1 protein-coding gene is annotated in these 8,618 nt (G+C 64.2%); it reads right to left on the reverse strand.

The window, feature by feature from the left end; translation table 11 throughout:
• Positions 1-327 precede the first annotated feature (327 nt).
• Positions 328-8,394: a non-ribosomal peptide synthetase gene (locus tag RhoFasB10_RS00245; protein WP_167674609.1), complete on the reverse strand. Its 8,067-nt coding sequence runs from the start codon at positions 8,392-8,394 to the stop codon at positions 328-330.
• Between the last annotated feature and the right edge of the window lie 224 nt (positions 8,395-8,618).

The raw sequence follows: 8,618 nt of genomic DNA on the forward strand, positions 1-8,618 counted from the left end.
AGAGCGTCGACGAACCAGACGAGACCCCGCGTCTCATCTCGGCACCGTCGGCGATCACCACTACCAAGGCGATTACTTTGGGCGCTGCGCCCTATTACAGCACGGTCACGAATAATTCAGGGCACGCCGGGCGACCTGGACCTCCTCCCACATCGCGGCCCTTGACCTGCAGAGATGCCATACAACCCCTCGTCGATCCGACTCAGGCGACACATGAACAATTCCTTACGAACAAACCATGCAATATCCATAAGCGCTGATTATTCGGTGAAATGACCGATAACTCGGACATTGGCAGGGACCTGTTCACAGCTGCTCGCAAACGGTTCACCCGACGATTGCTTCGATCGTCTTTCCGGATAACACCGAGGCGAGCGGGATGCGACGATTCAGCACGGCGGTCAACACACCTGCGAGTGCGAGCGCGTCGAGCGAGCCGGCACCGAGGTCGAACAGATTGTCCTCCGCACGCACATCGGCGAGTCCCAACAGCTCGGACGTCGCCGCTACCGCTGCAGCCACGTCGGCGGTTCGATCACTTCGCGGTGACAGTTGCTCCACAGCCGTCGGGCTCGCCGGCCACGACCGAATGTCCAATGGACCGACTGCATGCGTCACCGAACGCAACGCCGTGTCCGGATCGGACCCGAACACCGACAGGACTCGTTCCAACGACTGCAGCAACTCATGCGCGACCTCGTCCGGAACCACTTCCCGCATGTATTCCAGCCGAATGTTCAACTCCTCGCCGAGGGTTACGCGCAACGTCACCGGGTAGTGGGTGGACTCGGCGAACGTCATGCCCAGAACGGTCAGCCCGTCGATCGACGCAGCCTGTTCGGCGATCCCCGCCCCGTCGACCGGGTAGGACTCGAACACAGTCAAGGTGTCGAACTTCGCACCCGCGCCGACGCGGCGCGTGATGTCCGCGAGTCCGACGTGGTGGTGTTCCAGCAACTCGACCTGTTCGCGCTGGAGACGCTCGAGGAAGGATGCGACTGTGGCGTCGGGTTCGAGATGCACGCGGACCGGAATGGTGTTGATGAACAACCCCACCATGCCTTCGACCCCGTTGATCTCGGCAGGTCGGCCGGAGACCGTCGCACCGAAGACCACGTCGGTGCGGTCGAGCGTGCGGGCAAGGAGTATCGCCCAGGCTGCTTGGACCAGAGTATTCATGGTGACCTGTAACCGGGCTGCCGTTGCCGTCAGCGCCGACGTTTCGTCCGGCCCGAGGGTCAGAGACTTCGGCTCGGCCCATTCCCCGACCACAACCCTTTCGCGACCTGCTACGAACGTCGGTTCCTGGACTTCGGCCATCGCGGCGGACCATACGTCCAACGACTCGGTGATGTCGCGCGCGCCGAGCCAGGATAGATAAGACCTGTACGACTTCGGGCGAGGCAGGAGTCCATCGTCACCGCGCAGCGCGTACAGCGCCAGAATTTCCTGAAGCAGGATCGGCATCGACCACCCGTCGAGCACGATGTGGTGGTCGGTGACGATGAGCCTGAATTCGTTGCGCGACAACCGTATTACGGTGAACCGCAGCAGCGGGCCACCGACGAGATCGAACCGAGTGGACCGGTCTTCCTCGATCGCGGCCTGCAATCGACGGTGTCTGTCGGCCTCGGTTTCAGCCGACAGATCCAGTTCGTTCCACCCGATGCTGGCACGTGACCGCACGAGTTGCGCCGACCGGCCGTCCTCGGCTTGAACGAACACGGTTCGGAGGCCGTCGTGACGAGCCACTGCCGCCTCCGCGGCGCTGCGTAAGCGCGAGGCATCGAGGTCTCCGCCGAGTGTCAGGACGATCTGCGGCATGTAGACGTCCGGAGACGAGCCTGCCGCGAGCGCATGGAACTGCAGTCCTTGCTGCAGCGGCGTGAGCGGCCAGATGTCTTCGACGTCGCCGTAAGCCGCTTCCCACCGGTCGATGTCGGCCTGGGACACGGACACGAGTGGGACGTCGGATGGTGTCAGCCCGCCGGCCCCTGCCGAGACCGAATAGGTTGCGACAGCGTCGAGCGCATCCACCCACAGCTGCGCGAGTTCGTCGACGTCTTCGCGTGCAATGGTCCTCGACGCGAAGGCGAAACTCGCTTCGAGCTGCTCGCCGCTCGGGGTGTTCGTCACCAGAGCATTCACGTCGACGAGTGCTACCGCCGCGAGATCGTCTGCGGGGGCGTCGATGTCGCCCATATCGCCTGCGGGTACCCACCCGATCTCCACGCCGGCGGGAATCTCGCCGGTACCTGCCCCGACTCGTCCGAGGTAGTTGAACCCGATCTGCGGCTGTGGTCGCCCCTGGAGAGCGGCAGCCGTAACGGTGTCCAGGTGACGTAACAAGCCGAACCCGATGCCTTTGTCGGGAATCCGGGCAAGGTTCTCCTTGACTATTTTGAGAGCTGCACCTGCACCGGCGCCCGCCCCGAACGCATCGACGAGGTCGATTCCGGAGAGGTCGAGCGCGACTGGGAACACCGTGGTGAACCAGCCGACGGTGCGCGACAGGTCTGCGCCCGGCACGACGTCCTCTTCACGGCCGTGTCCTTCGAGGCTCACGAGGGTGGCGGGCGCGTCGATTCCGCGTCGCCGCCGCAGCTCGGTCACCGCCATCGCGAGTGCGGTGAGCAGCACGTCGTTGACTCCACCCCGGACGATTGCCGGGGCCGTCGTCAGCAACGTGTCGGTCACCTCGGACGGCACCGATACGGAGACCGACTCCATCGTCGAACGCGTGTCGATCGTCGGGTCGAACGCTCGGCTGCCGAGCAGAGGATCGGGCGTGTCCACAACGGATTGCCAGAAGTCGAGTTCGGAGCGCCGCGGGGCCGACGCGGCCTCTTCACGGATCGCGTGAGCCCATGTTCGCATGGAGGTCCCGACCGGCGCCAAGGTCACTGGGCCACCGGCCGAGTGCTGCGCCCATGCCGTCACGAAATCAGGGACGAGAATGCGCCACGAAACTCCGTCCACGACGAGATGGTGAGCGACGACGAGGATTCGCCCCGCCCTGGTGGGGCCGAAGTCGATCCACACGAATCGAAGAACCGCGCCCGACGAGGGATCCAGTTGGCCGAGCGCACGGTCGAGCATCGTCGACCCTGCTTCGGCGACGGCCGACGGCGATGCGTCCGGCGCACAGTCGACTCGGAGCACGAGAGTGTCGACATCCACCGATCCGGGTGGCGCTACTTCGATCACGCGTTCGTCCAGGTCCAATCGCGATCGCAGCATGTCGTGGTGGTTCACGACGTGAGCTATCGTCGCGACGATTCCGTCCCGGTCGATCCCGGTCGGCAGCTCCAGTGCCACCGACTGGGTGAACCTGCCGTAATCGGTTCCGCGCTCGATCATGGCTTCCACGATCGGGGTCGTCGGCATCGTTCCGACACCACCACCCTCGATCTCGGAAAGCACTACGGCGTCCTGGGTGGACCACGAGGCCACCTGAGACAGTTGTCCGACGGTCTTCGCTTCGAAGACGTCACGTGGACGGAACGCGAGACCACGGGCTTGCGCCCTGGACACCAGCTGAATCGACATGATGCTGTCGCCGCCCATCGCGAAGAACGAATCGTCGAGACCGATCCGCTCGCGTCCGAGTACCTCCGCGAAGAGGGCAACGAGCACACGCTCGATGTCGGTTTCAGGCGCTCGATAGGACTGTGACGCAACGTAACTCGGAGCTGGAAGCGCACGCCGGTCCAGTTTTCCGCTGGCGTTGGAGGGCAATTTCTCCAGCACCATGAACCGGGTGGGGATCATGTATCCAGGCAAGTTCGTGCTCAGATGTTCGCGCAGTGCATCCTCGTCGACGATGTGTCCTTCGGCAGGCACGACATACCCGACGAGAACGCCTGACACGACCGACGCCGCCGCAGCGCTGACACTTGCATCGGCCCGCAATGCTGACTCGATCTCACCCAGCTCGACTCTGAGTCCGTTGACCTTCACCTGTGCGTCACTCCTGCCGACGTAGACCAGCGATCCGTCCCGACGACGGCGCACCAGGTCTCCGGTCCGGTACAGACGTGAACCGCCGCCGACGAACGGGTCGGCCACGAACCGCTCGGACGTGAGGTCGGGACGGGACATGTAACCGCGCGCCAGCTGGTCTCCCCCGACGTAGAGCTCCCCGACTACTGACACCGGCACCTCGTTCAAGCCACCGTCGAGGACATACAAGCGCGCTCCGAACACCGGTGTGCCGATAGGAACGACCGACACGTCGGACGGTCCGCTCGCCGCGTGGGTGACTTGGACCGTCGTCTCGGTCGGTCCGTACACGTTGTGTACGTCCGCGCCGCTGAGCGCCCGAATATCGGATGCCAAGGCTGCGTCGAGTTGCTCGCCACCCACCAGAACGGCTCGAAGCGTGCGCAGTTCGTCGGCAATCGCGACCTCTGCCATCAATGCCAACACCGACGGAACGAACTGCGCAATCGTGATGCGTTCGGCTGCAATCAGATTCGCCATGTACCGAGGATCGCGATGCCCCTCCGGGTCGGCGAGCACCAGACGAGCCCCGGTACTCAGCGGGAGCAACAGCTCCCACACCGACGCGTCGAATCCAGCCGCGGTCTTCTGCAGGACCGCATCGGTCGGACCGACCTCGAACTCCGAGGCCAACCACTGGAGTTGTCCGACGATCGCACGATGCGACACCGACACACCCTTCGGCCTACCCGTCGATCCCGAGGTGAATATGGTGTACGCGACGTTGTCCGGCCGCAGCCTCGCCGAATCCGGCCGGTTACCGTCTGCATCGGCAGCAAGGGCGTCGAGGCGAACCAGCGGAACTCCCGACGTCGGGAAGTCGTCGTCCGCGCCGAGGACGATGACCGGCTCCACGATGTCCAGGACGTAGGCAATTCGGTCGTGCGGCCACGACGGATCCAGCGGGACGTACGCTCCGCCCGCGCGCAACACAGCGTATATGCCTGTGAGCATGTCCAACGATCGCGTCGCGACCACTGCGACCGCAGTCTCGGGTCCCACACCCAAGCTCACCAGATGATGCGCAGCCGCGTCGACCCGGCGACCGAATTCTGCGTAGTTCAGCGTCGTGTCACCGAAGGTGACCGCTGGTGCATTCGGAGTCGTCTCCACGAATCGGTCGAATGCATCGAGAACGGTCTCGTCGGTCCGAGCGACGTCGGTGGCGTTCCACCGTGCAAGATCGGAGATCTCCCCGGAGCTACGTAGATCGAGATCGCGGACACGACGCTCGGGGTCGTCGACGACGAGTCGCAGCACGCCGACGAAACGCTCGGCAAGCGCGGCGACAGTTGTTTCGTCGAACAGATCGGTCGCGTACACGATTGTGCCGCCGATAGCGCCGCCGTCGGTTGACGGCGTCAACGTCAGTGCGAGATCGAACTTGGCCGAGGTCGAGTCGTAATCGACGGCGCCGACCCGTAATCCGGGCAGCTGGAGTTCCGAGCTCTCCAGGTTCTGCATGGTGAGCATGACCTGAAAGAGCGGGGTGTGTGCGGTCGAGCGCGGTGGATCGAGGATCTCGACCAATCGCTCGAACGGAACGTCTGCGTGTGCAAAGGCATCGAGCGCCGTAGTGCGAGCCTCGTCGATCAGCTCCGCCAGAGATCGTGCGTCGGCAACGTCGCTCCGTAGGACAAGGGTGTTGACGAACATTCCGACGAGTTCGTCGAGCGCCTCCTCACCCCGTCCGGCGACCGCCGTGCCGATCGCGATGTCCGAGGTCCCCGACGTCTTGGCCAGCACGATCGCCAGAGCCGCAGACGTGACCATGAACAGCGTCGCGTCTCGGCTGCGAGCAAGCTCGTGCAGTCGGGTTGCCAGTTCCGCCTCGACGACGAAGGTATGCGCGGCGCCCGCGTCGCTCGCTTCGGTCGGCCGCGGTCGATCCGTCGGCAGTTCGAGCACCTCGGGCAATCCCGCAAGTTGATTCGACCAGTAGGAAAGCTGCTGCGCGAGAACCGATGTCGGGTCGTCTTCGCTACCGAGAGCCTCTCGCTGCCAGAGCGCGAAGTCTGCGTACTGCACTTCCAACGAGGGAAGACCGTTTTCGTCACCGGACATGCGAGCCGCATACGCCGTCATCAGGTCGCGCGTCAGCGGGCCGATGGAAAAACCGTCGACTGCGATGTGGTGCGCGACGAGAACCAGAACAGCGTCATCCGTGCCGAGAGTGAAAAGCGAAGCCCGAAAGGGGATCTCGGCCGTGACATCGAACCCACGCGCGATGAAGTCGGTGATACGTGCAATCAGATCGCTTTCGCTCGCCGATTGGATGTCGAGTCCGTTGGGCACCTCGGACGGGGACAAGATCTTCTGATATCCCGTGCCGTCGTGCTCCGGATACACGGTGCGGAGAACTTCATGTCGGACGACGAGGTCTGCGATCGCCGCTTCGAGCGCCGGCCGATCGAGGTCGCCGGTGAGTCGAATCGCGATGGGAACGTTGTACGCGAGGGACGATTCGTCGAATCGGTTCAGGAACCACATCCTTTGCTGCGCGTACGACAGCGGAATACGGTCGGGCCTCGGCCGGGCAGTCAGTTCGACGCGGGCGCCCCCGTCCAGTCGATCCACGATGGCTGCCAGCCCACGTACGGTCGAATCCGCGAACACTTCCCGCGCCCCGACTTTCAGATCGAGCGCTGCCCCGATTCGTGCAGCCAATCGAGTTGCCGACAGCGAGTTCCCGCCGAGTTCGAAGAAGTCGTCGTCGAGTCCGACGCGGTCCGCTCCGAGTATCTCGGCGAACACCGTCGCGACGGCACGTTCGGTGTCCGTCTCGGGTGCCCGATACTGCCGTGTCAGGAACTCGGGGTCCGGCAGTTCGTCACGATCGAGTTTGCCCGATGGCGTGAGAGGCACGGCATCGATGATCATGATCGACGACGGAATCATGTGCTTGGGCAACGATTTTGCGGCGAAAGACGCCAGTTCTTCGGGCCTTGGCTCGGCGCCTGCAGCCGCCCGAACGTACGACACGAGAACGGTGTCTCCGGCGGGCCCGTCCTGGCCGACGGTGACGGCGAAAGCGACAGAGGGATGCGCGGTGAGCACGGTGTCGACTTCACCGAGTTCGATGCGGAATCCGCGCACCTTGACCTGCGAGTCGTTTCGCGCCACGTACTCCAACGAACCCGACGAATTTCGTCGCACCATATCCCCGGTGCGATACATCCGTGTGCCGCGCAGTTGGCTGTTGTCGGGGCTGTCCGCGAACGGGTTCGGAACGAACCTCGTGGACGTGAGCGCTTGCTTGCCGTGATAACCCCGGGCGACACCCGCGCCGCCGAGGTACAGCTCGCCTGCCACACCCGTCGGAACGGGTCTCAGACGCTGATCGAGTACGTATGCGTGACTCCCGGCTATCGCGTCACCGATCGTGATCGCGTCGCCAGGTGTGAGCGGCGACGACATCGTGCTGACGACCGTCGCCTCGGTGGGTCCATAGACGTCGAGGAATCGACGGTCAGCTCCCCACTTCGCGAGAAGCTCGGGCGGAACGCTTTCCCCACCGACGGAGACGGTCTCGAGCGAATCGAGGCCGGACGGATCCACGGAGGCCAGGGCGGCCGGCGTTACGAAAGCGTGCGTCACCTTGTTGTCGTGCAGGAATCGACCGAGCTCGTCGCCGCCGTAGAGATCGCTCGGTGCGATGACCATCGTCGAGCCGGCGGCGATCGCCAGCAGCAGTTCGAGGATGGACGCGTCGAAGCTCGGTGACGCGAAATGCAGCGTCCGAGCCGACGGCGTCAGTTCGTACCGGTCCATCTGTTCTGCGGCAAGGTCGGCGAGTCCCGAGTGCGTGACGGCCACTCCCTTGGGGATACCGGTCGAACCCGATGTGTAGATGAGGTACGCGAGGTTGTCGGTCCGTAGGGTCGCGACGCGGTCCGAGGCGAAGATCGTATCGTCGGCGACCGAGTCGAGCCGCTCCACGAAGTGGCTGTCGTCGATGACGGTCCACTGGACCGCGCCCGGGAGATCTGCGCGATGCGTGGACGTAGTCACGCCGATCTGCGCGCCGGAATCGGTCAACATGTGCAACACGCGGTCGGCCGGGTACGTAGGGTCGACGGGCACGAAAGCGGCTCCCGTCTTCGCGACCGACCACAGTGCGACGACGGACTCCACGGACCGCGTGATTGCGATGGCGACGATGTCCTCGGGACCGACACCCTCCGCGATCAGAACGCGGGCGATCTTGGACGACCGCCGGTCGAGCTCGCCGTAAGACACGGTGCGATCACCGGACACCAAAGCGTCGGCGGTCGGATCGATCTCCACTGCCCCGCGGAGGAGTTGGGGTAACAGCGCCGTCGCGTTCCGCCGCACCCGCGTGCGGCTGGGCCGTGGACGTCGAGAACGTGAACGTTCGGAGCGATCGGTCATGCGGTCGTGACACCTTGCCGAGCTGAGTAGTACATCTCGTCATTGTCCACGGCATTCCTGCGCACTTCGTTCATCGCCCCTCGAGATCGGTCTTCACCACCGTCGATCACGGCAGCCTGGCCGACTCGGCCCTGCTGCCGAGCCCGTACAGGGTATTCGAACCAATCGTCCCGCCGGACGGCACGACGAGAAGTCAGTTACCGATCACAGACGTTCGTTCGCAA

The sequence above is a fragment of the Rhodococcus sp. B10 genome (assembly GCF_011770055.1).
Taxonomy (GTDB): Bacteria; Actinomycetota; Actinomycetes; order Mycobacteriales; family Mycobacteriaceae; genus Rhodococcoides; species Rhodococcoides kyotonensis_B.